This window comes from Microvirga zambiensis WSM3693, assembly GCF_016735695.1.
Classification (GTDB): domain Bacteria; phylum Pseudomonadota; class Alphaproteobacteria; order Rhizobiales; family Beijerinckiaceae; genus Microvirga; species Microvirga zambiensis.
The window spans coordinates 1-23,851 of sequence record NZ_JAERQD010000053.1 but is presented as its reverse complement, the minus strand read 5'-3'; the positions used below and the strand labels follow the sequence as shown (position 1 = coordinate 23,851).

Here is a 23,851-nt window from a genome sequence, read left to right as displayed (position 1 = left end):
AATGCCTATCTGCAAGGCGATCCCGCCCCCGCTGGGGGTCAAAGGTCGGGTCGGCTCTTTTGCTGCCTGTCAGGCTTATATCGAGGGCGAGGAGCGTGATCGCCCGAGCCATTCTTTCTTGCGTGGCGTGTTATCCGTGGAAACCGCCGCCCTGGAGATGGATGCTCAGGCTGACCTGAGCCGAGCTGTCGATCCGGTCGTTCATTGGATTATTTCGTATGCTCGGGATGAGCCGGCGACAAACGAGATGATCGAAGCTGATATTCGAAAGATGCTCGCCTCGATCCAGCTTGGTGGGCACCAGTACATGGCCATGGTTCATGACGATACTGACAATCGCCATGTTCACGTTGTGGCAAATCGGGTCGGTCCTGATGGACGGGCGGCGCTGATGTCGTGGTACAAGGTCCACTCGGAACGATGTATGGCTGAGATCGCTCAGCGGCGAGGCGTTGCCATCGTGCCGGGAAAGCATAACCGGGCAATGGTTGAAGCACAGCGTGAGCGGCAAGGGGAGGGGCACCGCTCTGGCGATGCTTGTTCGCCAGCCATCCGCTCGCGGCTCAACGAGCGGGATCGAGTGCGGCTTGAGATCAGCGGCGGATTGCCGTGGTATGAAGTAGTCAGGCCTGCGATCGTCAAAGCGGCCAAAGAGGCAGAAAGTTGGCAGGAATTCGCCGCCGACCTTGCCCAGCATAGCATCGTCATCAAGCATACGGTGCGAATATCGACGAAGAACGGGCGAGCGTTTCATGGGCTCGCTTTCGCTGAAGGTCACGACGACGATGCACCGGGATGCAAGGCCTCTGCGGTCGGTTCCGATTTCCGCTACAGTGCGCTGGCGTCGCGATGGGGGGATTATCCCGACCATGCTGAGGGCAGGGCGCGGGCTGCTCTGACGGCCAAGGCGGGAATACCGGGGCGTGGAGCGGTTGTGCGGACACCAAGTCAGGGTCGGGAGGCGGCCCGCCAACGAAGGGCAAAGGCGCTGGGCTCGACCCTCGCGCTTGAGGCTAGCGCGCCGAAGCCCGGGCCAAGAGAGGTGATGGGCAACAGGCCGGAGTGGTGGAAGCTTGAGGCTGATCCAGCGGCGGTTGTGCAAACCCGTGCTGAACCGGCTACGGCCATTTTGCGGGCAGATGCGGGTCAAAGGATCATCAGCCTGCGATCCGCTTGGCAAGCGACAGAGCACATTCTGGCAGCGCTGCGCGCTAGGACCGCGCGATCAAAGCGAGGAAAGCGTCAGGCGAGTCTCCAGCGTTGGGATCATGCCGGGTCGATCGCGGCGAAACCGAATGCCCGCCCTAAGGGGGGGCAGAGAAGCGGCCTTACGCGCGCCCAGGCCGAGACCGAAGCAGCGTGGAAGCGGTTTCCGGATCAAGACATCAACGATCATAGCACGCTGAGGAGAGCATACGGCGTCTACCGAGCGGAGCAGCGTCGCGCGAGTAGGGCGACCGAGGACGAGGCGTGGCAAAGGATCTGGAGCCAAGAGCAGGCGATCCGCCAACATGAAAACGGCAGGCTGCAGCGGAGCGAGCAGGTGAAGAGAGCGCTGATTATCAACTACCTGCAGCCCGGTCGCCTGCGCCGGCTCTGGTTGAAGGGGCTGAAACTGCGGTTTCGGATCAGGCGGGACCGGCTGAAGGTGCGTCAGGCGGAACGCTGGGCCATGACCCGTTCCGAATGGAAAAAGGATCGCCCGCGAACGGAACCGCTCCCCTACAAGGCATGGCTGCTCGAACGGGCTGTAACCGATGTCGCCGCGGCCCGGCAGTATTCCTGGATAGACAGTATGGACACCAGACGTGACGCTGCGGGAGCAAGTGTTCCGCGGCCAGAAGAATTGGCTAGCGAAGGCCTGACCGGCTCTGTTCCAGGTGACACGCCAGCAAGCACACCAGGGGCGGCTGAACAATCCACCTTATCGGAGCCGGCGCGATCCGGACCTGAAAACATGAGTGATCGAAGAAGGAAGGGCTCAAGCAAACAAAAGCATTCCGGCACGACAGAGCGGGAGGGCAAAGACTAGGAGTGCTGATCATGCCGGCGCGCGAGGTTTGAAGGGCGGCTTGCAGGATGCCTGCAGGTTCAAGCGGGAGTTGGCTCTTGTGCAAGGATAGCGAGCCACTGTGCGCGACGGTCGAAGATGGCCAGTTGTCGGGCTGAGGTCCGCAGGAGTCATCGTGCCGATCACGCCGGTGGCGTTCCGGTCCGGATTGAGGGACAGGATCGTACAGAGGCTCCGGCGGTCTAACAGTGACCTCAGATTGGGCGAACCGAAGTCCTATTGGAATGCCCTCCGATCAGCCTCACCATGGCCCAAGCTTGCTCTCGCATCGATCTCCGGCAGACGCAGCGGGATCGATTTTTCGGCCGGGATGCTGAAACCAAGTGACTTGCGAGCACACCGGGTCCGTCGCTGGCACCTCGGCCTGCGGGCTGTAGTCGAGCGTGTGAATTGTCTCACGTGTGACCCGGTCTGGGCACTCAACTGGCGGTCCTTAGCGGCCCCGGCACCGATGCGATTATAGCGGCATTCACACCTGCTCCCCCTAAGCCACCGTGTTACCGATGGCAGCTTTGGTATGTTCCATGAAGGCCGGCAACTCGACATGGCGATTGCCGAAACGAAACCCCCACCGGGAGGCATTTCTGCGCGCAATCTAGCGAGCCAGGAGTGAACTCGCTATGTGAGTGTATGCCGTTGATCTTGATGCGGTGCTGCACGATGACCGATAACATTCACGCTGTTGATGGAGATTTGCTGACCAGCCGGTGGCCGGATGAGGCAGTCGTTTGGAGGATCGGCTATGGGGGAGTTGCCCCACTTGACCCCAGCTGCGGGAACTCCGATGACCGGCGACAAGTTACCATTGGCCGAGTTGATGGCGAAGGCCGACGACGGCGACATTCTGCATAGCGTCGCGGAAAACGTGCTGCAGATTCCAACCCGGGTCTGGAGTGCGTCACCCAATAGGAACCAAACCCCCGTCTGAGTGAACAGCTCATCGGAGGGACGGCGCAAGACCTGCCGTCACGGGAGTGGAGGTACCTGTTTGAATGGATCAAGACATGCAACGCCAAGCGGCTCGAAGTGCCTGAGGTTACGGGTCAGGACCGTGAGCCCATGGGCCTTTGCCGCGCCGGCAATGGCAACATCGGCCCATCCGGGTGACTGGCCAATGCTGCGAGCCTTGTCGAGAAGCCGTCCGGCGGCCCGGGCAGCCGCGCCATCAAAAGGAAGGATGCGAGGTCCGTAAAGATGTTCGACAGCGGCCCACCATGCTTCCAGACCGCTGGCCTTTGACGTGGCTCCTTCACGCAGAGCCTTTGCAATGCTTGCTAGCAAAGACCGTTGGCTCTACACCCTCGACCTCTAAGCGGTGAGTTTGCGCACATCAATTCGATGCCCGACAGCCGGAACGCGTATCTCGAAATGATCAGCCTGCGTGACATCAAGAACATTCGTGGGCCGATGCGCAACGACGTTGGTTCCTCCACGGCGCCGCAAACTGTCGTAGATAATGCCGGCGTCACCTGCACGACGGATCGCCTCGCCGAATTGCTGCGAGGCCTCGTAGCGATCAGGTGCATAAACATTGGGGCGCTCGGCCTGTTGGCCGCGAATGTCCAGGTAGGCACCGGTGAGGCGCGCTGAATAGCTGCGGTAGACCCGCGTCAATTCCGGAAGGCTTCGTGCCACCGCCTCGCGTCGGAGATGATGTCCGACCTCGGCTGCCGCCGTTTCGATTTCGCTGGCAGCATACCAGGCCCCGAGGTCGGGCGAATTGAATCGCATTCCGGCGGGGCTGACGTGCAGGAAAGCTGCCATCACGATGCTGGCATTCGGCCGGCCATAAACCCATTCCTGTTGGGGAAGGCGGGCAATGCGGCTGGCCACCAACCGGTCATTGGTCCACCCGACCAAGTCCATGACCGCCGACAGATCGGCAGGCGTTGCCACCATGTCGAACAGGCCAATGGGCGGAAACCGGGATGGGATCAGGCGATAAGTCGGGTAAGGCGCTTCAGCGACGTTGGTCACGAGAAGTGGATATCCGTATCTTTATAAGGGACAAAGTTTCGGTCGACCTCATTGGGCTCCATGTAGAAGCCGCCACGGGCCGCATCCAGAAAGCGCCGGACGGTCAGGAGGCTGTCCTGGGTGCCATCAGTCATCAGTTCGATCGGCGGATGACCGCCGAACATCGTGGCCTGGTGCGGCCCGCGAAGCCATGACAAGCCCTCCTGTTCGGTTTCGAACAGGATTCGCAACGCCTGGTAGATTCCGAGGACTGCCGAGATCCGGGTCAGAACATCGGCGTCCAGGGTAAACTCGGCATGCTCACGGGCCTGTTTGGCCCACTTGTGGTAGGTCGAACGGGCCGGGTACCCGAGGATCCGGAGGCGCTCCTGCTCGGTCAAAGCCCATAGGTCGGCTATGGCCAGGAAAGTGCGCATGCCGGGGGCGCTCAGGCGCCTGCGACTGGCAGGCTCGAAGCGCGATTGCTCCAGGTGAGGGAGAGCCTGTGATTCAGCATCTGTTCGGTTCTTGAGCGGCTGTGCCATGGCAGTACCATTGTGTCTCGATATGGACTATATCTCTTTCAGGACATAATGCAACGCTGACATGGAAGTTCATCTCCTCGATGATCAACCCTCACGTTTGCCTCTGGTTTCTCATCAAGCGCAGGGGGCCGTTCGTGCCGGTGACGCTGAATTGGTTGAGGCTGCCTAGCCTCCACGGCGGACGAACCACGGCATCGATTTTGGCTTCACGCCGCCCCCGGCTGCCCGCTCGACAGTAAGTACTGCGCTGTCCCAATCGAGCAACAGGCGGTCGTCGGATCCAAATTCCGCCTGATCCCGAAGCTGCCGGGGCGCATCGCCCTCGAACAGGATCTCTATATACAACCGTGTCCTTGCAGCCAGCATGATTGGGGTGACTTTGCTGTTCGGATCACAAAAAGAACAAATATAGAACATAAACAGCCATTGCGACTCGACAGAGCTCCTTAGCTAAACTCGAACCACTGCAGAGCTAGCCGTAAGATTACGGCTCATTCTGTATTGTGAAAGTCTGCTGTGGAGACCGACGTCGTCACCAATGCTATCCAAGTTAGAGTCGAAGAGGCCGGGCATTCTTCCAGCCAGACAGCATGAACCAGATGTTCCGACCGCTACAGACTGATCAGCGACCCATCTTGGAGACCCTCGCGGGCTCGGTCGAGCGCGTCACCTTCCACAATGCCGAGAATGGCTTCGCGGTTTTGAAGGTGCATGCGCGTGGCAAGCGGGATCTGGTAACGGTTGTCGGCCATACGCCCGCTGTTGGCGCAGGCGAGTGGATCACCGCGAGCGGCATCTGGAGCAGCGACCGCACGCACGGGCTGCAGTTCAAGGCTGAGATGCTCAAGACCACGCCACCGACGGGGGCCGAGGGCATCGAGAAGTATCTGGCCTCGGGGCAGATGCGCGGCATCGGACCGGCCATGGCCAAGCGGATCGTCGCCGCCTTTGGCGAGAACACCTTCGACATCATTGAGGCCCAACCAGAGCGCCTGACTGAGGTTCAGGGCATCGGCCCTTGGCGGGCATCGAAGATCGTGTCGGGTTGGTCGGAGCAGAAGGCGGTGCGGGAGATCATGATCTTCCTGCATGCCCATGGCGTTGGCACGGCCCGTGCCGTACGCATCTTCAAGACCTATGGCTATGGGGCCATTCAGGTCATGACCGAGGACCCCTACCGGCTCGCGAAGGATGTCCGCGGCATCGGCTTCCGGACCGCCGATGCCATCGCGGCCAAGCTCGGCATGGAGAAGACGGCGCCGCAGCGGATCCGGGCCGGCATCTCGTTCGCGTTGCAGACCGCTACTGACGAGGGACACTGCGCCTTGCCGGTCGAGGCGCTGACCCGCCTGGCCGAGCAACTGCTCGAGGTCGGCCAAGAGCTGATCCGCACCGCCGTGGTTGAGGAACTGTCCAAAGGCGAGATCATCTCGGACACGATCGGCGACGAGACCTGCCTGTTTCTCAAAGGGCTGTATCTGTCCGAGCAGGCCATCGCCTCCCGGCTGCTCGAGCGGGCATCTGGTCCCCTGCCATGGCCCGAGATCGACCTCGATAAGGCCATTCCCTGGGTGGAAGGCCGCTCAGGCAAGATCTTGGCGGCCTCGCAACGCGAAGCACTGAAGCTGGTGCTCGCCTCCAAGGTGGCGGTGGTGACCGGCGGACCGGGCGTGGGCAAGACGACCCTGCTCGACACGATCCTGCGCCTGCTCGTCGCCAAGGGAGTCAGGGTAGCGCTGGCTGCCCCCACGGGACGCGCGGCCAAACGCATGACCGAGCAGACAGGGCTGGAGGCCAAGACCATCCACCGCCTGCTGGAGATCGACCCGAAGCACGGCGGCTTCTCGCGCAATGAGGACAACCCACTCGACTGCGACCTGCTGGTGGTGGACGAGACCTCGATGGTGGACGTGCCGCTGATGAATGCCCTGACCAAAGCGATTCCCTCACATGCGGGTCTGCTACTGGTGGGCGACGTCGATCAATTGCCCTCAGTTGGGTCTGGGCAGGTTCTGGCTGACATCATCGCCTCGGGGCGCATTCCCATCGCGAGGCTGACGGAGGTGTTCCGTCAGGCGGCTGAGAGCCGGATCGTTGTCAACGCCCACAGGATCAATAAGGGCCAGATGCCCGAGCCGCCAAACGCTGGCGAGGAGACCGATTTCTATTTCGTCGAGATCAACGATCCCGAGGAGGGTGTGCCGAAGATCATCCAGATGATCCGGAAACGCATGCCGCGCCGGTTCGGGCTCGATCCGATGACAGACATCCAGGTGCTTTGCCCCATGAACAGGGGAGTGCTCGGTGCCCGCAATCTGAACATTCAACTGCAGGAGGTGCTCAACCCCAACCCTCCTGCCAGAGTGGAGCGGTTCGGCTGGCGCTTCTCGCCCGGTGACCGGGTGATGGAGACGCAGAACGATTACGACCGGGAGGTTTTCAACGGCGACCTCGGAACAGTCGACCGTATCGACGACGAGGAGGGAGCGCTGATCGCTTCGTTCGACGGGCGAGAGGTGTCCTATCCCTTCGGCGAACTCGACACCTTAGTTCCTGCGTATGCCACCACGATCCATAAATCACAGGGCTCAGAGTATCCTGCCGTCATCATTCCAGTGGTGACACAGCATTATACAATGCTGGCCCGCAACCTGCTCTACACGGGTGTCACCCGGGGCAAGCGTCTGGTCGTCCTGGTCGGTCAAAAGAAAGCTGTCGCCATGGCGGTAAGGGGAGGGCAGATGAAGAAGCGCTGGACGAAACTGCGGGAATGGCTCTCGCGTGAACTCGCACTCTCATAATGGCCAAGTGATGAGGATCAATGAGCGCCATCCGCATCGCGTTCCAGATCAGCTCCGATGCAGCCACAATGTCGGCCGCTGGATTGGCTGCCAACGGATGCTCGACCTTATGATCCTCCCGATCCGAGGGAGCCTAGTGCCGTAGTGGGGGTAGGGCCATTTGAGAATCCTTCTATTCTCTCCCAAGTTCACGTTCACAGATGTAATTGCCTTGTTTCCGCCGCATCCGCAGGTAGCCTGAGAAGACAAGTTTAGAGGCCGACATATCCCCAATGAACAAACTCACCCTTGTCGTTGATGAACGAGAGTTGAGTACCATCCGAGCCGCTCTTCTTCTCCTCCAAGAGCAGGTCGATGCCCTCCCGGAGGATCTGGCAGAAATGACCGCGCTGAACGGAGCGCCCGTGACGGCATACGCGATCGAGCAACTCAGTCTTCGCCTTGACGAAACCGCAAGGCCGACACGAGACTATCCTGCACGGGAGCTGCCAGAAGCGACGAGACTCGTTGAGGTCGAGCGGTTTCCCCGAAGCACAATCCCTCGAAGCCGCATGTGAGCCGTGTCGTAGGATAGGGGCGTTCGTGAATATGCAAAGGCCTCCGCTGATTCAAGACACGGTCCTCGATCATCTTTGCGAGAACCGGATTGAGGTCATGATGTTCCTCGTGAACGGAATCAGGCTGCTGGGCCAGATCGAGCAGTTTGACAAGTTTACGGTCGTGCTTGTGCGAGGTAACAGCTCCCAGCTCATCTACAAGCATGCGATTTCGGCGATCAACCCCGCGATGTCGCTCGATTTGGCGGACCCAACTTGATCCGATAAATCTCGACTTCTCTGACCCTCCGAGGTGGAATTCGCATGAAAAAGGTGCGTAAGCTCTACGAAAGCTCAAGCGGCGATCGCTGGTACCTCATTGCAGATCCTTCAGGTGCGGTGTTCATTCGCCACGAAGCCAATGCGGCGTCTGGAGGGCAGGTGGAGCATGAGGAGATCGCGACTTTCCTGAATCGCGGCGCCGGTCCGGAACAGCAAGAATTACTACGGCTGATTGGAACTCTCATCGGGGAGCATCCTGCCGACGCGTGATACATTCTCTGAGAGGAAATGGCTTGATGCTCGTGACATTGATCCCATGAGACAAAGGTGCGCAGACCGCATGCCGAAAGCACATGCGGCTGCGTAGCGTGCTGTAATTTCTCGCGGCTTCGTTGAAGCGAGAGCAAAGCTATGGTTCTGCGTCAGGCATAGTCCCAATACGGCTGCTTCAGTGACTGATTTCGCCCCTTCATATGACCAGGTTCCAGAACGAGCTTTTGCGGCCATGTTCGGCTTTGAGGCGGCTCATGTAGGCATTGTGCGTCTCGAAGGTGCCGAAATCCTCGATCCGGTCAGCCAAGTTCTCGCACTCCTCAAGGTGGCGAGCGGCGTGCTGGTACCGCTTGGTCCGGTTCTGCTCCAGGGCAAAGTCGATCAGGGCCCGGCGAAGAACGGTGGCCGCCAGGGGATGCTTGTCCTCCAGAGCAGCCGCGGCCGGGGCCAGGATCTCGTAGAAGTCACCATTGAGTTCGCCGGCACGGGCGAGCACCAAGTGTGCGGCTTGGTCCAGCGCCGGCCAGGTCACCAGAAACCCCAAGGCAACGTGCACGCTCGGATGACTCCGCGCATGGGCGATGGCCCGCTCCTCGGCTTCAAGGTCCTCGAAGTCGGGCAGGCGCTTGAGATAGGAGCGTAGATGCTCCGGGTTGAGTGAGCGCTCGAAGCTGGCCCAGCGAAACGCCTGCGCCTCATCGGCGCGTCCGAGGGTCTCGAGAACCTCAAGTCGGGCCTGCTCCCACTCGACGGGAACCCAGCCGGGTCGATCCTGATCGACGGCATTGATCGCAGTCCAGGCCTCCTCGGCGCGACCGGCAGCCAGGAGCCGTTGGGCGATCTCGACGGCAACACTCGGAACGCGCCGTGCCTTCTCACCTTGCTGTGCGATAAAGGCGTTCACATCTCCTTGCGCATCAGCGATTGCCTCGAGCGCCAGTCGCACAACGCTCTTGCGATGGCTCTCGGCCAGATCGTCGGCGTAAATGGCGCCGCGCGAACTCCAACCAATGACTTTCCGGTCTTCATCTCGTGGTTTCGGCAGGGGTTCGTGCGACAGCTTGAGGATGAGTTGCTTGAGGTGGTCGAGGCCCGTCGGGCCGAGGGCTGGAGCCAGAACTGCGATCAAGCGGTCATACTGACCAAACTCGTTCTCGGTCAAAGCGCGGTAAGTCTGCTCGGCGAGCACGTTGGGAGCGACATTCGCTGATTTGGCAATGTCACCAAGATCATTACATGCGGCCTGAAAGACGGCCAACACGCTTCCGCTGCTGTCATCACATCGATTGAAGATCGAATTGGCCAGTGCCATGAAGCGCCAAAGGAGATCTAGTGCTTCAGCGGCATCGACTTTGGCTACCTGGGCAATCGCCTGTTTCTGGGTCTCAAGATCTGCAGCAAGGGCCTTGCGCTGGTGCCAATCGACGAAGGAGCGGGATCTGGAAATAGCTGTCAGGCGCTTACGGATCTCCTGCGCCATATCGGCAGGGCTGGCGGCGGCGGCCAGTTCCAGCCGCAGGCGGCGTTGGGCCGCCGCATTGCCGCGGCTGATCTCGATCAGCAACTCAGCCAGTCGCTCAGCGCCGAGCCCCGCAAGATTCTTCGCATTCAGAGTTTTGCGTGAAGCCATGTCGCATCCCGAGCGCGTGCTTGCACCCATTTATGTGGTCCAACGGACGACGATCAATTCTACTGAGTTACGAGTGGGGGAGGCCCCCGACATATCCGCCCCAATCAGGCGCTGCTGAATGGGGATGAGCATCGGATTGGCCCAAAAGCAGGTCCACTTTCGAGTCCGATGCTCTAGCGACACTCAGCCTTGTGAAAGTTGTCCTCGATGACTTGACCCAAGTTGATGGATGGAGAACAATAAGGGAACATTGATTTGCGTGGAAAAGCCAGAGAGGAGGGTGGCGAATGCTCGGTGAAGTGAATTTTCATACCCAGGCGCAGTGGCGCACCTGGGCTGACTATGGCGTCGTTGCCATCTCCCTCATAACAGCGTTTGCCGTTCTGGCTGGTACTTAAAGCTCAGGTAAACTTGCCCAGTGTGACCCTGGCCGAGTCAGATTCCTAACCTCGCGTTGAGCACCCTCTATGCGAACCAAAGCAGCTTCAATCTTCGTAGGCAGGGGCTGGCGAATGATGTCGGTATATAAACTTCGGAGATCCTCGCTGATGGCACGCAAAAGTTCTTCGTCCGACATCATGGAAACTCGTCTCCCGCCTTCGACGCTGCTTCCCATGGCCGCCTCCAAATCACTGCTTCAGTAGCAATAGAGATGGGACGAGAGTGCGTTAACTATCTTTTTATAAGACTGTGGATAGCGGGCAGAAAGTCGTAATTTTCGACATTGGGACCTTGCCCTGAATTTTTCCATCTCCTTCCGGTTCCGATTCTCCCAACGCCGCGAGCGCGTTTGACAGCGGGTCGTTCCATATTGACCTCGTCAGGTTGCCGGCGAGCTTCGTCGTATCAAAGCCTGTCAAGAATGCACCATCCTTATCACGAAACGTGTCGGGCGACTCCCGGCTGCCAGAATAGCTCCGGTCAGAACAAAGAGACTGCAAATGTATTCGGCTGTGTAGCGCAGTAGGATGAAACGGCCTCATCCATCGCACGGCACATCGGGAATTTGATCGATGGCTTTTGCGTCACCTTGAATCCGGCTGCAGAAGAAGCCGAAGGGGGCATATGGCCCCTTCGTCACGATCCATCATCCTACCGAGTGTATTTGAACTCGGGAGCCGCCTTCAACTGATCCTTGGTCATGCTTGTCGTTAGCACCGCATGATCCGGTGTCGCGCGAGCAGCCGCATCGCCAGGCCGATCCATGGCCACCGTGCCGGTGGTCGATGGCGCGGCCGGGCTGGCCGGTCCCGGAGCCGTGGCCGTCGCCCTCGGCGGTATCGAAGCATTCGGATCGGTGCCTGTGGTTGCGACAGCACGCGGCTCGTTCACGAGCCTGATCTGCTCGAATGGGATTGCCACATCGCGTTCACCGATGCCCAGGAACCCTCCGACACCGACGATTACGGCCTGTATCTTGCCGCTGCTGTCCACCAGGAGTTCGCTAATGTCCCCGATCTTCTCGTTGTTGTCGTTGTAGACATCCAAGCCCTCGAGCCTGGAGGCTCGCCACTGCCCCGATTGCTCCTGGGTCATCCAGTTCCCGGTGTCCATGCGCACCGGTTCTTTCGCGCCGAAACTACTGTCACCCGCCGAAGGTGCTGGCATTGTACCTGCGGGCTGGTTGGTTTGCGCCAGGGCAGGAGCCGCCGCCAAGACCGTGCCGAGAAAAGCTAATGCGAGATGCTTACTAAGCATGTCTTCCTCCATCGTCTTGTTCGGGCCATGTGGCTCATACAAGACTAACGGCAGGCGAAGCCGTCCGTTCGGGCCCGCCTTCTGACGTCTAAGGCAGGTATCGGTGCGCGTCGGATTAGCATTGCCCCACAGCATGAGCTTTCCTAACAAACAGACCCGGTCCAGCATCTTCAGCAGGTCGTCACGCCACGGTTTTGATCCTCTTCCCTCTCTCCCGTATCAGGCATCTGGAAGAACAATGCCCCAGGAAGGAGGGAAGAAGGACCAAGATCAGCATATAAAGCGTGTTCGGCGCCAAATGGTGGAACAACGTGTAAGTATTAGCGTTACAGAATGATTTTCAAGGGATCGAATATATGAGAAAATTTGCTTCTCTGGCGACGATTATAGTTGGCTCTGGTCTCGTTATGGCAACGCCTTCTTTTGCTCAGCCAACGCTTCAATTCGGCATTGGCCCAGATGGTCGCCCTCAGGTGGGTGTTCGTGATCCTCAGCAGGAGGAGCGTGAGCGCCGTGAGCGTTGGCGTCAGCGCCAAGAGGCCGAACGGGCCTATGAGCAGGGCAGGCGAGATGCTCGACGTGAAGATCGACGTTACGGCCGTTACGAAGAGCGCTGCCGGGATGTCACGATTGAAGAAACGGATCGTTGGGGCCGCGTTGAAGTTCGACGGGTTCGTCGCTGCGATTGATCTGAGAGGAAACCCTCGCGTGTGAGCCAACTGCTTCAGACGCGAGGATTCACACCAGGATAACGACCCTAGGAGCGCGGACAGCAGGACATGCGATTGATCGCGGTGTGGCTAAGCCGACGGTGATGGGCGAAGCCTTTGGGGAACTTCCTATGCCTTCTAACGGGGCATTAGATGACCGCCCTTTTCCTTATGCCTAGGCCGCATCTAGTGGAAGAGCGCGAGTAAAAACGCTGTTGAGAAAGATCAACGGTACCGCCTCGGCGTCCTACGTGCGTAAATCCCTCTGAATTTCAGGTCTGAAACAGGGTGGATGTAGTCACTTATGCCGAGATAGGCTACGAGGGAAACAAGGACCGACGCAAAGGCAACAATCAATAATGACAATGTATCCATGGCACGCCCCTAAATACCTATGCCGCCTAAGGTCATTGAGATTGTTGTCCTTAAAGCGGATCACATCAACACACCTGAGGAGTTACCCCACCCGATATGATCAGGATTGCGGCTGGTATGCCGACAGCTAATTAATGCATTGATGATATAAAACTACTTACTTGTGCAATGCGGGGACCTTTGCCCTAAACCTTGGCAATAAAATGGCAAACGCCGACGGGAGGGCAGGTTTGGAACCCATACCGACTTCGAGCTCACGGACGGCGAAGGCTACTTGAGCAATTGATGCTCAAGTCTCTGAGCGGTCATCTCGCGGAGGAAGGTGTCGGGGTGGTATTAGGTCGTAGAAATAGTTGGGACCTCGCCTGAGACCTTGGACAATTCGATTGAGCGTATCAGGCTTCGATAGCAGCTCTTGATGTTCGCCTAATTTCCGCGTGGCCCTACGGACCATTTCTTGAATGTGCTTCGCAATCTGATCGTCCAAATGCGTCATGAGAATCTCCAAGGTTCTCTCATGCTCCTAAGCAATCTGGGCTGGAATGTGCCTCGCTTGGGGTCTTTTGCGGCAGCCAAGTCCACGCTTCTGACCTGTGCTGAACTACCGTGGGCCAAAGGCAAATCGAGATTACTCTTCCGAAAGCTCCTACGGGAAACCCGAGTTAGTCGCTTGGATTTCCTTCGAAAGGCTCAGGTCGATGAAGCCATGTAATCGATCGACTGCTGATCCCAGCAACATTTGTTCTTGCACAGCGATACTCGTTCAAGATCCGATGTCTCGGGTTAGCGGCGGCTTAAGTTGGTTGCTTCAGATGCAAGCCCTGAGTCGGTTACGGTCCGTGGCACTCCAAAGGCTCTGCGGTTTTCGCAAGTGCACCCAATCGAGGTGTGGCGCACCAGTTGCTCTGGCTAGGTAATCGCTCGTTAACCATAATCGCACATTCTCCTCTCGTGCTCCGAGGCGGCCCTAGAGTTATTTCCCATAAGGCGAGAGGAAGATGTTCAAGATTCTCACGGACGCAGTTGATGAGAAGCTTGCGTCGATTGCACCCGTCTTAAGGGAGATCGAGCAGGGTGGCTGTGGTACCGACTTGCGTGATCTCGGCTTACATTTGGTTCGAGCTCTGCGCCTGTTTGAGCGGAACCCTGGGATTGCGGCTGCCGCCGATGACCTGTACGCCGCGGCGGTAGCACTGGTTGGGGAGAACACCAGGCTCTCGCAGCCCAGCGCAAGAGGCCGGCGCCTTCTCAAGGATGCGCATCTGCGCTTTTGCAGCCGGCTCGAAGCGGCCGCAGATCGCGTCGGACCGTACGAGTTCCTGCTAGCTCCAGATTACCCGATTAGCAAAGCGGCCTAACCAGGCAAATGCGACCGCAGTTCCAGAAATTTCGCCAATCCTCCTTACATCAACCTAGCAACACTGCCGAGCATATGACTGTTCTCAGTACTGTCTTTACCTGAGTCTGCTAGCTACCGGCGGTCAAACCTACTGAAGCGCGGTATGACGAGGCTGAGGCGAAAGATTGATGATCCAGGAGAGCAAGCCTGCCGAAGACGGGACTGTTGATCGTGTGTTCGTCGCATTCGAAGGGGGAGGCGCAAAAGGACTTGTCCACATCGGCGCCCTGAAGGCGCTCGAGGAGTATGGAGCGAATATCACTGGTCTCGCCGGCACGTCAGCAGGTGCTATCGTTGCAGCCCTGCGAGCGACCGGGATGCATGCCGATGACATGGCAGATCCCATCCGTGGCACAACACTGCTTCCATTGCTTGGTCCGAAGTTCCGAGCGGCAACCGACATTTTCGGCCGGGGAGGGTGGGCACGGATTGCTGCTTTACGTTCTGCAGCGGTAGCCTTCTCCGGCTGGCGCCGGATTGCATCAGTCAGCTTGCTGCTTCTCGCCCTGTTTGGCTCTGTGGTCGTCGCCCACGATTACGGCAAATGGGCTGTAGCGCTCGCAGTAGCCGTTTGGATCATCGTCGGTGTGATTGGAGGCCTCTGGCTGCTCAGCGGACTGTCGAGTGTACATATCTTTCGGGACGCCTTGCGGAAGCTGTTGCAGGAGCGAGTTTTTCCCACTGAATCGGGGCGTGATGTTCGGTTCTCCGATTTCGGCGTTGATGGCCGGCCAACCTTGAAGATAGTTGCCACCGACCTGAATGCACGTCAGCTCAGGCTGTTCTCACCCGAGCAAACACCGGACATCTTGGTTGCCGATGCTGTGGCGGCCTCAATTTGCCTTCCCGTGATATTCCGCCCCTTCAAGTTTGGATCGTCCGTGTTTCTGGATGGTGGCCTCGTGTCGAATTTGCCGGCGTGGCCCTTCGACGAGGAGCGTGCTCTCGATCCCGACGCCCTGACGATTGCCGTCGAGATCATCGACACAACCTCGAACGCTCCGGTTTCTCCGACGGGATGGCTCGGAGCTGCCGTGAAAACGGCGATCTTCGGCTCCTCTGTTTTGAACAAACGTGCTGTCGGCCGGCTCGAAGTGGTTCCGATGGAAACCCAGCTGAAGGTGTTGGATTTCGATATCGGCGCGGATGCCGCTTTGAAGGCGGTCGCGGAAGCAACGGACTATGCTCGAGCCCGCATTGTGCAGCGGCTTCTGGAGGGACCAGGTGTTCTTCGAGAGGCCACCAGGGATGCGTATGTGCTCACCCGTGCCGTGCTGGAGGAGCAGGAAAGGATTTTCGCCTCGGGGGCTTTGGCCGGCCGTATACGGGTTGCCCTCGCTATCAAAGAAGCCGGGTTGTACCGCTCGCTCAGGCTCCGGCATGGGATCGGCTACGAGGAGCATACCGATGAGGCGATGCTGTTGCCGATGGAAGGTTCGCTTGCCGGCCGAACCTGGTTGGGCCGAGAGCCCACCTTTACAGAAATCGCCCAGGTGGCCGGATTGCTTTACGATGCGGAAGGTACCGAGATCCTTCCAGGTCCAGCGAACCGGCAGCGCCGACGCCTGATATGGCCGGAACTCGCATGGTCGCTGTGCGTTCCGGTGTTCACAGCCGAGCAGGATGAGCCTGCCTTTGTCATTGTCGTGGAGGGCGACGAGCAGGTGGCCGCAGAGGCCCCAGACCTCGAGAGCGTCATCAACTTGCTCTCTGAGGGAATCAACACCATATTTGAGGAACCGCTTAAGCGTTAGCAAGGCTTGGTTATTCATGGGCGTGAAAATCCTTCGTGGCGCAGCCGCCGCCAGATCCTCAGGCTCGACTGGCCAACGCAACACGCTCGACCCGAGCTTCGTTGAACGGGTGCGGGCGAAAGCGGCTGAAAGCAGCCGGACGCTCACGGCCAAGGCGCAGCGGATTGTCGAGGAGCATGACCGCAATCTGGCCCGGATTACGGATCCGAAGCTGAAGGCGAGTGCTCTGAAGCGGTAAGGGCGTCCCTCAAAATATCGTTATAATATAACATTTCGCATAATGAGCATTATGGAACGCTGATACGTCAATCGAAGCTATAAAGTTCATTACATCAGTTGATGCTATTCTGTATTGCAACGCTTTCGGGGCGATCATCAAGACAAGATCGGTGACAGGAACGTGGGTAACTCCGGGGGCACGATATGTTCAGCCACGTCAAGCCAATGGGAGGCGCGTGCTTCAGATCTCTGTAGGTGATAGATGAGTGCTTCAGCTGCCGCATCGTGGGCACCGCCTGCAAGGGCGTTGAAGACGAGACGATGCTCGCGAATGTAGTCCGTTCTATGCGCTCCGTCGATGGATGAGTTGGGGAACTTCATGGCTGCGATCTGCAACGCCTGCGAGTGCTCGATAACCGTGAGGAGAGGCTTGTTTAGGCAATTTGTCAGGCAGGTCACATGGAGGTCATGTTCCAGCCTTTGCAACTCATCTGGATGTAAGTTGCCACCTGCGCGCTCTGCTTCTTCCAAGCGCTGAAGAGCGGTTTCGATGAATTCCGGTGTCAGGGCCGGTGCCGACTCAAGAAGCGCTACGGGCTCCAATAGCCGCCGCAGCTGATAGATGTCCATCAGTTGCCGCTGCGTGAGTTGATCGACACGCCAGCGCCCTTTTGGCCCGCGCGTGATAAAGCCGCGTGCCTCCAGCAATAGCAGGACCTGGTTGCTCACTGTCCGGCTGACGCCATAGAACTCCGCCAGATTGGATTCGATTAGCTTGTATGAACCAAAGGGCAAAACGCCGACGATAGCTCGCTCCACATCCATATAGAGCTTTTGCCAGGAGGAGCGCTCCTGTGCTTCGCGCAAAAGTTGATCAGGAACATCTCCGAGGATTGCGTCGATCGAGAGGACTGCGGGAGCGCTGCTGATTTTGCGAAGGGCCGGGCGAACATATTTTCCACTGGCGCCGATCTGGAGCTCGCCTTCCCCGACCAGCCGATTGAGCGAGCGCTGTACCGGAGGTCGGCTGATCTCGAAGTGATTGGCTACGGCAGCGACAGAGATGCTAATATCCGCTTCAGGAGCTTTCGAGCGCAGGATGTCCTTGATCGCTTCGTAGACAACGAGGTTAGGACGGCGTAGCTGGGCTGACGCTTTGGTCGACACGTGGCGCTCCTTTGCTAACGCTCTCTTCAGGCTCACCCTCATCCTAGCAGGCGTCAGCCCGAGGTCCAGGGAGCCCAAGGGCCTCCTCCGTATGGCTGCCTCAGGCGCAGCGCTCTCGGATGTCGGAGATCAGATCGGTCAAACGCTGCGGGTCCATCATCTCCAAGACCAGGTGAGGGTGCTCACGGGACGCCAGAACTGTCTCGACCTCGTCCCGCAAGGCAGTCAGCGCAGGCAGCGTGTCGAGCGCCTGTGATGCTGCGGTCGCATCGAGGCCATGCCGAGCGCGGTACACGAGGAAAACCGCTTCGGCGATGGTTTTGAAGGTTCGGATATATAGCTCGAACAGGGCGAGCATATCCTGCAGATCCTGCGCCATGTCCTCAGGCAAGCCCATGGTGGGGATGTCGAGAGTCGACTCCAAGGCCCTGACCAGCGCGACGGCATCATCCTTCTCACCGAGAAGCAGTGGCAGGTTCTCGTCGGTTGGGATAACGAGAGCAGAGGCCCCGGGCTCCCAATCATCGCGGCCATGGAAATCGACCATGTAGAAATAGGGTTTCTCCGCCGTGTCGGGAAACATGGAGTTCTCATGAAACACATGTCCGCGCGCGTAGATACCCTTCTCGATCACCTTCCATGCCTGTGAGAAATAGGCTGCCCAACGTATGTGCGCATCTGGAGCTGTCGGCCGGACCGGCTGCTGCAGGTAGGACCCTGACAGATACGGAGTCATAACCCCGATGCCGAGCCAGATGCGATAGATGGTTTCCAATGGTGTGCCGATGTCCTCCGCCAGCATAGCGCCGGCGACCAGATTCACCAGATTGCAGCTGTTGAAGACACTTTGGTCGAGGATGATCTCCCAATCCGTGCGGAAGATGACACCAGATACGCCCTTGTCCTTAGCATGGGTGAGGCGCGCCTTGATGTCCTCGGCAACGCTGACCGGAAAGATGCCAAGGCCATAGAACTGGCCCCAGGTATCGTATTCGAGCCATTGCGGATGGCCGTTGCAGTGTCCGATGCGGGGATTGTGCGGGAAGGTCGGATAGAAGTCATGTGGTGTGTTCTTGAGCTGGATGGTGATGTCGCGCGACACCAGGGAAGCGCCATCGACGATCTGGCTCTGCTGCTCCAGAGTCCAGGAAAAATCGCGGACGGCCAGGGTCTTGCCGCCTTCGGCTAGGGGCGCATGCATCGTGGCGAGCAGATCCCGATACCATGTGGTTGGGTCGGTTCGCCGGCAGCGTTCGCAGGTGCAGGCGTTGGCCGAGATCGACACCCGGCTTTCGCGCGTGCCGGGGCTTACGATGACGCCAGCAAAGCCGGGAACGTGGGCGATGACGTCACGCATCTTATCGGAGACGAACTGCCACCAGAAGGGGTTCGTCGGGCAGATCGATCCGTCCGGGTTGCGCAGTTCTGGGTGGGTCTCGAGCAGGGGCTCGGGATACCATATTTCTTTGGTCTGAAAGAAGATGCGGATGCCGCGCTCACCGGCCTTTCGAACCACTTGGTTCATATAGATGCGATTGTCCCACAGGCGGGCGAAACGGATGGGCCAGCGGGCGAGCATCTGCGCCTCGTCGAAGTACTGTGAGGGCAACACCAACTCATCGATGATGTCGTTCTGGTGGAAGATGAGGGCGTTGAGGCCCGTCCTTGTCATGAAGTCCAAGGTCCGGTCGATTTGAGCCATCTGCCAGAGGCGTGAGCTATGGATCTCAAGGCCCCGTAAGGCGAAGTCCGACATGTATTTTTCCGACAAAGTTCAGAATGTTGATATGGTCAAGGTCTAAGCTCCAGGTCTCGCAGTCTGAAGCCCCCCTCATGCGGCAGTCCTATCTGAGATGAAGGCTTAGGCTCATGTCAAGAGCGACTACTGCAGCTCGCTCCGATCTTGAGCTTGCCCTTAAAGCCCCTTGAAGCGCTTGACGGCACTAAACTTAAGGTATTTAACTTTGCACGCATAATCAATTTTGTGCCGGTGGCGGCTTTGGGAGGAGTTATGCCTAATATTTCGCGACGTCATCTGCTGGCCGGGACAGCCGGTCTCGTACTGGGATCGAGCGCACAGTGGCTGCCGGCAGCGGCTCAGGACAAGGCTATGCGGCTCTTCTGGTGGGGCAGCCAGGATCGGGCGGATCGGACCAACAAGGTCGCGAAGCTGTTCGAGGCCGCCCGGCCAGGCGTCTCGATCAGCGGTGAGTTCCTCGGATTCGACAGCTATCAGGCGAAGTTGGCCACACAGGTGGCGGGCCGCAACGCTCCGGATGTCATTCAGACCGAATACCGCTTCCTGCACGATTTCGCCCGACGCGGCGCCTTGCGTCCGCTCGACGACATGATTGGCTCCACGCTCAACGTGTCCGACTTTGCGCCAGCCGCTCTCGATACAGGGCGGGTTGACGGGAAGCTCTATGCCGTACCTCTGGGTCTGAGTGCCCTTGCCCTGATCTACGATGAAACAGCGTTCCAGAAATTCGGAATCGCGCCGCCGACACCCGCGACCACGTGGGAGCAACAGAGTGAGATTGGCCTTGCCATCACCAAGGCCGCCAATGCTGCGGGAATGCAGGGCTATTACGGACTGCCCGATGAGGGTGGCGGCGACTACGTGCTCGAGGTCTGGGTTACCCAGCGCGGCGGCTTGCTTTACACCCCTGACGGACAACTCGGATTCCAGGAGCCCGACCTGGCCGATTGGTTCGCCTATTGGGATGGCTTGCGGAAAAGCGGGGCGTGCGTGACCCCGGATATCCAGGCCTTAAACAAGCAGACGATCGAGTCCATGGCGCTGACCTTGGGCAAGGCGGCAGTCGCCTATGCCGTGGCGAACCAGTTGGTTGGCTTTCAGGCGGTGAATAAAGGGAAGCTGGGCATCACCACCGCGCCCAGTGGTGGCCCGCAGGCCAAGCCTGGCCAAGCACTCCGACCCTCACAATTCTTCTCTATCTATGCCGGATCAAAGAACCCCACATTGGCGGGAGATTTCATCAACTTCTTCACCCATGATCCCGACGCGGCGGCCGCGCTCGGCGTCGAGCGAGGACCACCCGGGTCTGCCGCCGTGCGCCAGGCGCTGCTCGAGCGGCTGGATGAGACGAGCCGCTCCATGGTCGACTACATCTCGCTGGTATCCCAGCGTGCTGCGCCGACACCGCCGCCGCCGCCGAATGGCTCAGGGGAAGTCTCGTTGCTGCTTCGCCGAACGAATGAGCAGGTCGGCTTTGGTCGGCTCAGCCCGACTGAAGCGGCGAAGTCGTTCATGCGCGAGGCCACCTCAGTGCTTAGCCGCCGCTGAGCAGCGTATGCCGATCACCTCCCGAAAAACGGCACATTGAAGGGGGACTGGCCCACACTTGGGCGGTTCCTCCATTCCGGAGCCAGCATGTCCGATTCAGTGATGCCTGGTGCGTCTCAGCTTCTGTCGAAATACGTTGACGAGAGCCAGGCGGCGAGTCTTAGAGCTGAGCATCTCACCTGCGAGATGCTCGTGAACCCTTTAGGTATGGACGAGCCCCATCCTGGGTTCAGCTGGCAAGTCGTAGGAACTGGATATAACCGTTTACAGTCTGCCTACCGGATCATCGTTTCCGACGACCGGCAAACGGTCGCGGAGGGTCTCGGAACCCATTGGGATACGGGGCGCATCGAGAGCGACGAAAGTCTCCACATCGTTTATAGGGGTAGGCCCCTTTCCCCCTTCACCCGGTACTACTGGACGGTTGAGCTTTGGGATGAAAACGGCTCACATTCCGCTGCGGCACAGATCGCGTGGTTCGAGACAGGCCTTAGGGGCGGATCGTGGCCAGCCACTTGGATCAGGGTGCCGGATGTAGGTCCGGAAGGGAAGCTTCCACCAGCGGGCACTACCTACGATAATGAGTTCAGCCTCGATCCGTGTCTTTATCTGAGGTGCTCCTTTACGATCCGCCGGCCGGTTGCGTCCGCGCGTCTTTATGCGACGGCCCTCGGCGTGTACAAAGCCAGCCTCAATGGCGGCACGGTTGGCGATCATGAATTCGCACCAGGATGGACTGACTACGCCAAGCGTCTCTCCTATCAGACCTTCGACATCACAAGCAACCTCGTGCTCGGCGACAATGTTCTCGCTGCTCTCATAAGCGATGGCTGGTACAGCGGCTATGTCGGCTACAACAGGCGCAAACCTGCGGCTCATTATGGCAGCAAGCCCGAGTTTCTCGCATTCCTTCGGATTGTCTACGAAGATGGTGAGGTAGAAGCAATCGGGACTGGCCCGCACTGGCAGGCTGGCCGCGGAGCGCTGGTCTACTCCGACTTCCTTAAAGGTGAGAAGTGCGACGCGACCCTTGCGGCACCAGGTTGGGACCGGCCTGGGTTCCTAGCGAGCGGCTGGCGTCCTTGCGGTGCCGGCCGGGGAACACCCGCCAAGCTGGAGGCGCAACGAGAAGAGCCTATCCGTGTCCAGATGGAAATTCCGGCTGTTGCAGTTCGGGCGGCGCCCGACGGAAGTTGGGTGTTCGACTTTGGCCAGAACATCGTTGGTCGAGTGCGCCTGCGCGTTGCAGCGCCACGCGGGACAACGGTTTCCATCAGGCATGCCGAGGCGTTGAACCCGGATGGCTCACTCTACACCGCGAATTTGCGAAGCGCGCCTGCTCACGACATTTATGTGGCGTCCGGTGAGAGTGAGGAACTGTACGAGCCGCAGTTTACCTTCCATGGCTTTCGCTATGCCGCTGTCAGCGGCTTGCCATCCCAACCGAGTCTTCATGCGGCGGTTGCACGCGTCCTCGGCAACGACCTGAGGCGTACCATTTCGTTTGAAACCTCAAGCGAGATTATCAACCGGCTTCATGCCAACATTGCATGGTCACAGCGTGGTAACTTTCTTGCCGTTCCTACCGACTGCCCGCAACGGGACGAGCGTCTGGGGTGGACCGCCGATGCTCAGGTCTTCTTCCACACAGCAGCCTATCTGGCCGATGTCTCGGCCTTTTATCGGAAATGGCTCATTGACGTTCAGGACGCCCAGAGCAAGGAGGGGGCTTTCCCTGATGTCGCTCCCCGAATCTGCTCTGATCGAAATGGAGCGCCCGCATGGGGCGATGCCGGCGTGTTGGTGCCGTTCTGGCACTACGAACGCTACGGCGACGTCCGCATCCTTCGCGACCACTACGCCTCGATGCGTCGGTGGATGGATTATGTCGGCCGCGCCAATCCTGAGGGACTGCGTCTACATGAGCTTAACCTCAATTATGGCGATTGGCTCTCCCTCGATGGAACCGCATCGAAGCCTGTCCTCGCCACAGCCTATTATGCACTAACCGCGCAGGTGATGGCGAAGACGGCCGAGATCTTGGGGCGCGCCGAAGATTTCGCGGAATACACACGTTTGCATGAGAAGATCCGCTCGTCCTTTCAGCGAGCCTTCATTGATGCCGCCGGACGCGTTCAGGGCGGAACACAAACTGCGTATCTCCTTGGCCTCTACACAGGGATGTTTCCCACCGAGCTTGAGGAGGCGGCATTCAGCCACTTAGTTGCTGATTTGGAAGCCCATGATTGGCATCTCACAACGGGCTTCATCGGCGTGCGGCATCTCTGCCCAATCCTGACCGCGTATGGACGTCCGGATCTGGCCTATCATCTCGTGCTCGATACGACCTACCCGTCCTGGGGCTATTCGATCGTGAATGGAGCGACCACAGTTTGGGAGCGGTGGGATGGCTGGACAAAAGACCGTGGCTTTCAGACGCCAAGCATGAATTCCTTCAACCATTATGCGTTCGGCGCTGTTGGCGAGTGGCTCTATGGCAGTATGGCTGGAATCGGAACGGCAGGACAGGCCGGCGCTTTCAAAAAATTTTCGTTAAGTCCTATCCTTGGCAAAGGTATCGAATGGTGCAGTGCTGAATTTGGCTCACCTCGTGGGCCGATCCGTGCAGCTTGGCGCCGGCATCCTGAAGGGATTTCGTACGAGTTCTCCATTCCTGCGAATACAACTGCCAATATCATCCTGTTCCGGGACGTAGGCGCTCGTATTTTCCTCAACAATCGAGAGATCGCAGATGATCAAGACATTCACACGGTCACGCTATCACTTGGGTCAGGAAACTACCAAGTGAATGTATGGCACAAACATACTTCGCACACGCAAGCATGCTAACGATCTTTAACCAATGAGGCTGCTTACTGCGATCGATTAAATGCTGCATCGAAACTCATGGAAGGGCATGCGCATTGCCTGGCTGATCTCGATCAGCAACTCAACTAGGCACTCGGCTACAAGGACCTCAAGGTTCTTCGCATTGAGCGTCTTCCGTGAAGCCATGTCGTATCGTGAGCCGGCCCCGGCTCCCATTTATGCGGTCCTCAAGACCATATTCAATCCTGGCTGGCTTACTCGCGGGGGGAGCCTTCAACAGGCCATTATAATGAAATAAC

The 23,851-nt window shown here is 58.7% G+C and carries 19 protein-coding genes; 11 read left to right on the top strand and 8 right to left on the bottom strand.

The features are described from left to right. The first annotated feature begins 1 nt into the window (after position 1). Both JKL46_RS27150 and JKL46_RS27145 read left to right on the top strand, forming a co-directional pair. Entirely contained in the window at positions 2-2,032 is a 2,031-nt protein-coding gene (locus JKL46_RS27150) for a relaxase/mobilization nuclease domain-containing protein (protein WP_201839070.1), read from the top strand. Positions 2,033-2,855: 823 nt separating this feature from the next. Next, entirely contained in the window at positions 2,856-2,999 is a 144-nt protein-coding gene (locus JKL46_RS27145) for a hypothetical protein (protein ID WP_201839060.1), read from the top strand. Positions 3,000-3,037: 38 nt separating this feature from the next. Here the strand turns inward: JKL46_RS27145 and JKL46_RS36645 are convergent, their stop codons facing one another. The 3 genes from JKL46_RS36645 to JKL46_RS27135 are packed head-to-tail and all read right to left on the bottom strand — an operon-like array spanning position 3,038 to position 4,572. Beyond that, the gene (locus JKL46_RS36645; RefSeq protein WP_343074130.1) at positions 3,038-3,352 is read right to left on the bottom strand and encodes a PIN domain-containing protein; all 315 of its coding nucleotides are present in this window, start codon (positions 3,350-3,352) and stop codon (positions 3,038-3,040) included. Positions 3,353-3,379: 27 nt separating this feature from the next. Then, positions 3,380-4,048: an RES family NAD+ phosphorylase gene (locus JKL46_RS27140; protein ID WP_343074129.1), complete on the bottom strand. Its 669-nt coding sequence runs from the start codon at positions 4,046-4,048 to the stop codon at positions 3,380-3,382. Then, positions 4,045-4,572 (bottom strand): antitoxin Xre/MbcA/ParS toxin-binding domain-containing protein, encoded by a 528-nt coding sequence (locus tag JKL46_RS27135; RefSeq protein WP_201839058.1) that lies wholly within the window; start codon positions 4,570-4,572, stop codon positions 4,045-4,047. Before JKL46_RS27135 ends, JKL46_RS27140 begins: the two co-directional genes overlap by 4 nt. Before the next feature lie 590 nt (positions 4,573-5,162). On the opposite strand from JKL46_RS27135, the gene recD2 reads away from it, so the two are divergent. Further along, positions 5,163-7,373, top strand: a complete 2,211-nt coding sequence (gene recD2, locus JKL46_RS27125; protein ID WP_201839054.1) for an SF1B family DNA helicase RecD2 — start codon at positions 5,163-5,165, stop codon at positions 7,371-7,373. A 251-nt stretch (positions 7,374-7,624) separates the two neighbouring features. Here recD2 and JKL46_RS27120 read toward each other — a convergent pair whose 3' ends face one another. Continuing rightward, positions 7,625-7,801, bottom strand: coding sequence for a hypothetical protein (locus JKL46_RS27120; RefSeq protein WP_201839053.1), 177 nt, complete (start codon positions 7,799-7,801; stop codon positions 7,625-7,627). Between the two features lie 160 nt (positions 7,802-7,961). On the opposite strand from JKL46_RS27120, the gene hfq reads away from it, so the two are divergent. Together hfq and JKL46_RS27110 are read left to right on the top strand one after the other, a co-directional pair. Continuing rightward, positions 7,962-8,189, top strand: a complete 228-nt coding sequence (gene hfq / locus JKL46_RS27115) for an RNA chaperone Hfq (RefSeq protein ID WP_201839095.1) — start codon at positions 7,962-7,964, stop codon at positions 8,187-8,189. A gap of 44 nt (positions 8,190-8,233) precedes the next feature. Further along, positions 8,234-8,461, top strand: a complete 228-nt coding sequence (locus tag JKL46_RS27110; RefSeq protein WP_201839052.1) for a hypothetical protein — start codon at positions 8,234-8,236, stop codon at positions 8,459-8,461. A gap of 199 nt (positions 8,462-8,660) precedes the next feature. Here the strand turns inward: JKL46_RS27110 and JKL46_RS27105 are convergent, their stop codons facing one another. Beyond that, on the bottom strand, positions 8,661-10,094 hold the full coding sequence (locus JKL46_RS27105; protein ID WP_201839051.1) for a DUF6880 family protein: 1,434 nt from the start codon (positions 10,092-10,094) through the stop codon (positions 8,661-8,663). A gap of 1,092 nt (positions 10,095-11,186) precedes the next feature. Continuing rightward, the gene (locus JKL46_RS27100; RefSeq protein ID WP_246529559.1) at positions 11,187-11,960 is read right to left on the bottom strand and encodes a PRC-barrel domain-containing protein; all 774 of its coding nucleotides are present in this window, start codon (positions 11,958-11,960) and stop codon (positions 11,187-11,189) included. Positions 11,961-12,251: 291 nt separating this feature from the next. Here JKL46_RS27100 and JKL46_RS27095 point away from each other — a divergent pair, with 291 nt between their 5' ends. The 4 genes from JKL46_RS27095 (at position 12,252) to JKL46_RS27080 (ending at position 16,268) form a co-directional block, all read left to right on the top strand. Next, the gene (locus JKL46_RS27095; RefSeq protein WP_210381485.1) at positions 12,252-12,506 is read left to right on the top strand and encodes a hypothetical protein; all 255 of its coding nucleotides are present in this window, start codon (positions 12,252-12,254) and stop codon (positions 12,504-12,506) included. A 1,369-nt stretch (positions 12,507-13,875) separates the two neighbouring features. Continuing rightward, positions 13,876-14,235, top strand: coding sequence for a hypothetical protein (locus tag JKL46_RS27090; protein WP_201839049.1), 360 nt, complete (start codon positions 13,876-13,878; stop codon positions 14,233-14,235). Positions 14,236-14,404: 169 nt separating this feature from the next. Then, the gene (locus tag JKL46_RS27085) at positions 14,405-16,030 is read left to right on the top strand and encodes a patatin-like phospholipase family protein (protein ID WP_201839047.1); all 1,626 of its coding nucleotides are present in this window, start codon (positions 14,405-14,407) and stop codon (positions 16,028-16,030) included. Positions 16,031-16,046: 16 nt separating this feature from the next. Further along, positions 16,047-16,268, top strand: a complete 222-nt coding sequence (locus tag JKL46_RS27080; protein WP_201839045.1) for a hypothetical protein — start codon at positions 16,047-16,049, stop codon at positions 16,266-16,268. Between the two features lie 137 nt (positions 16,269-16,405). On the opposite strand, the gene JKL46_RS27075 is transcribed toward JKL46_RS27080, so the two are convergent. Both JKL46_RS27075 and JKL46_RS27070 read right to left on the bottom strand, forming a co-directional pair. Next, positions 16,406-17,416, bottom strand: a complete 1,011-nt coding sequence (locus JKL46_RS27075; RefSeq protein ID WP_201839043.1) for an FCD domain-containing protein — start codon at positions 17,414-17,416, stop codon at positions 16,406-16,408. A gap of 100 nt (positions 17,417-17,516) precedes the next feature. Next, on the bottom strand, positions 17,517-19,172 hold the full coding sequence (locus JKL46_RS27070) for a hypothetical protein (protein ID WP_201839041.1): 1,656 nt from the start codon (positions 19,170-19,172) through the stop codon (positions 17,517-17,519). A gap of 354 nt (positions 19,173-19,526) precedes the next feature. Between JKL46_RS27070 and JKL46_RS27065 the strand changes: the two genes are divergently transcribed. Both JKL46_RS27065 and JKL46_RS27060 read left to right on the top strand, forming a co-directional pair. Then, entirely contained in the window at positions 19,527-20,723 is a 1,197-nt protein-coding gene (locus tag JKL46_RS27065; RefSeq protein WP_201839039.1) for an ABC transporter substrate-binding protein, read from the top strand. Positions 20,724-20,810: 87 nt separating this feature from the next. After that, positions 20,811-23,573, top strand: a complete 2,763-nt coding sequence (locus JKL46_RS27060) for an alpha-L-rhamnosidase (protein WP_201839037.1) — start codon at positions 20,811-20,813, stop codon at positions 23,571-23,573. The last annotated feature ends 278 nt before the right edge of the window (positions 23,574-23,851 follow it).

Excerpts from the sequence above, each read along its gene's own strand:
- JKL46_RS27150 (WP_201839070.1), top strand. The coding sequence starts at position 2 with ATGCCTATCTGCAAGGCGATCCCGCCCCCGCTGGGGGTCAAAGGTCGG.
- JKL46_RS27145 (WP_201839060.1), top strand. The coding sequence starts at position 2,856 with ATGACCGGCGACAAGTTACCATTGGCCGAGTTGATGGCGAAGGCCGAC.
- JKL46_RS27135 (WP_201839058.1), bottom strand. The coding sequence starts at position 4,572 with ATGGCACAGCCGCTCAAGAACCGAACAGATGCTGAATCACAGGCTCTC.
- recD2 (WP_201839054.1), top strand. The coding sequence starts at position 5,163 with ATGAACCAGATGTTCCGACCGCTACAGACTGATCAGCGACCCATCTTG.
- hfq (WP_201839095.1), top strand. The coding sequence starts at position 7,962 with ATGCAAAGGCCTCCGCTGATTCAAGACACGGTCCTCGATCATCTTTGC.
- JKL46_RS27110 (WP_201839052.1), top strand. The coding sequence starts at position 8,234 with ATGAAAAAGGTGCGTAAGCTCTACGAAAGCTCAAGCGGCGATCGCTGG.
- JKL46_RS27105 (WP_201839051.1), bottom strand. The coding sequence starts at position 10,094 with ATGGCTTCACGCAAAACTCTGAATGCGAAGAATCTTGCGGGGCTCGGC.
- JKL46_RS27100 (WP_246529559.1), bottom strand. The coding sequence starts at position 11,960 with ATGCTGGACCGGGTCTGTTTGTTAGGAAAGCTCATGCTGTGGGGCAAT.
- JKL46_RS27095 (WP_210381485.1), top strand. The coding sequence starts at position 12,252 with ATGGTCGCCCTCAGGTGGGTGTTCGTGATCCTCAGCAGGAGGAGCGTG.
- JKL46_RS27090 (WP_201839049.1), top strand. The coding sequence starts at position 13,876 with ATGTTCAAGATTCTCACGGACGCAGTTGATGAGAAGCTTGCGTCGATT.
- JKL46_RS27085 (WP_201839047.1), top strand. The coding sequence starts at position 14,405 with ATGATCCAGGAGAGCAAGCCTGCCGAAGACGGGACTGTTGATCGTGTG.
- JKL46_RS27080 (WP_201839045.1), top strand. The coding sequence starts at position 16,047 with ATGGGCGTGAAAATCCTTCGTGGCGCAGCCGCCGCCAGATCCTCAGGC.
- JKL46_RS27070 (WP_201839041.1), bottom strand. The coding sequence starts at position 19,172 with ATGTCGGACTTCGCCTTACGGGGCCTTGAGATCCATAGCTCACGCCTC.
- JKL46_RS27065 (WP_201839039.1), top strand. The coding sequence starts at position 19,527 with ATGCGGCTCTTCTGGTGGGGCAGCCAGGATCGGGCGGATCGGACCAAC.
- JKL46_RS27060 (WP_201839037.1), top strand. The coding sequence starts at position 20,811 with ATGTCCGATTCAGTGATGCCTGGTGCGTCTCAGCTTCTGTCGAAATAC.